Below are 1799 nucleotides of genomic sequence, written 5' to 3'. Positions count from 1 at the left end.
CCCACGACGCCACCGCCCATCTCGGCACAACCTGGCAGCGCACCGACGAGTGGTACAACTACCGCACCAACCCCCGCACCACCGCCCACGTGCTGGCCTCCCTCGACGAGTCCAGCTACTCGGGCGGGAACATGTCCGGCGACCACCCGATCGCCTGGTGCAAGGACTACCAGGGCGGCCGGGCCTTCTACACCGGCGGCGGCCACACCGACGAGTCCTACGCCGAGCCCGCGTTCCGCCGGCATCTCCTCGGAGGCATCCGCTGGGCGGCCGGCATGACCGAGGCGGACTGCCGCCCCGAGACCGGCTACACGCCCCTGTTCGACGGCTCCGCCACGACCGGCTGGAAACAGGCCGGTCCCGGCGGGTTCACCCTCGCCGACAGCACCCTCACCTCGTACGGCGGGCTCGGGATGCTCTGGTACTCCGCCAAGGAGTTCACCGGCGACTACTCCCTCAAGCTCGACTGGAAGGCCGCCGGCGATGACAACTCGGGCGTCTTCATCGGCTTCCCCGCCTCCGACGACCCCTGGTCTGCGGTGAACAACGGCTATGAAATCCAGATCGACGCGACCGACGCGGTCGACCGCACCACGGGTGCCGTGTACGGGTTCAAGTCCGCCGACATCACCGCACGTGACGCCGCACTGAACCCGCCCGGCGAGTGGAACACCTACGAGCTCCGCGTCACCGGCGAACGACTGGAGATCTTCCTCAACGGGCGCAAGATCAACGACTTCACCAATACCGACCCCGCGCGCAGCCTCCAGCAGGGCCACATCGGCCTCCAGAACCACGGTGACGGCGATGACGTCGCGTTCCGCAACGTCCGGATCAAGACATCGGGCGACACGCAGCCGGGCCCCCGGTCGGGCTCGGTCAAGGGAGTCAACGGCAAGTGTCTGGACGTGGACGGTGGCGGCAGCGCGGACGGTACCAAGGTCCAGCTGTGGACCTGCAACGGAAGCGGCGCCCAGACGTGGACCCTGGCCGGCGACGGTACCTTCCGGGCCCTGGGCAAATGCCTCGACGTCTCCGGCGGCGCGAGCGCCGATGGCACCAAGGTTCAGCTCTGGACCTGCAACGGAACCGGCGCGCAGACATGGGCGCCCCAGTCCGACGGCACGGTCCGCAACCCCCAGTCCGCCAGATGCCTCGACGCGTCCGGCGGCACCTGGAACGACGGCACCCCCGTCCACCTGTGGACCTGCCACACCGGACCCAACCAGAAATGGACTCTTCCGTAGGAAGGAGGCGACCGTAGATGCACACTCGACTCAAGGCGGCTCTCGGCCTGTTCGCCGGTATCGCGCTCTGTATGACACCACAGGCGATGGCCGCGTCTGGTGTCGGTGACCAGCCGACCAGCGTGTCCCCACGAGCGGAGGCGGCCCCACACCCCGCGCCCGCTCCGGCTGCCGATCCCGCCTACGAGGTCCTGGTCTTCTCCAGGACCGCCGGCTTCCGGCACTCCTCCATCGACGACGGCATCGCGGCACTGCGAGCCCTTGGTACGGCCAACAACTTCACCGTGGACGCGTCCGAAGACCCCCAGGTCTTCACCACCGGAAATCTCGCCCGGTACGAGGCGGTCGTCTTCCTCTCCACGACCGGTGACGTGCTCGGCACCGCACAGCAGGCCACCTTCGAGCAGTACATCAAGGAGGGCGGCGGGTACGTCGGCATCCACGCGGCGGCCGACACCGAGTACGACTGGCCCTTCTACGAAGGACTGGCCGGCGCTCTCTTCCACTCCCACCCGGCCATCCAGTCCGCCACCGTCGAGGTCGAGGACCGCG

The 1799-nt window shown here is 68.6% G+C and carries 2 protein-coding genes; both read left to right on the top strand.

Annotation, left to right across the window (positions count from 1 at the left end; translation table 11 throughout):
* Nucleotides 1–1247 (top strand): 3-keto-alpha-glucoside-1,2-lyase-like domain-containing protein (locus AOK11_RS28760; RefSeq protein ID WP_055596644.1); only part of this gene is annotated, 1247 nt, incomplete at its 5' end.
* Between the two features lie 17 nt (nt 1248–1264).
* A partial coding sequence (locus AOK11_RS28755) for a ThuA domain-containing protein (RefSeq protein ID WP_167353843.1) occupies nt 1265–1799 on the top strand: 535 nt, incomplete at its 3' end.

The organism is Streptomyces hirsutus, assembly GCF_001418415.1.
GTDB classification, from domain to species: domain Bacteria; phylum Actinomycetota; class Actinomycetes; order Streptomycetales; family Streptomycetaceae; genus Streptomyces; species Streptomyces hirsutus.
This window is presented reverse-complemented; position numbering and strand designations above follow the sequence as displayed.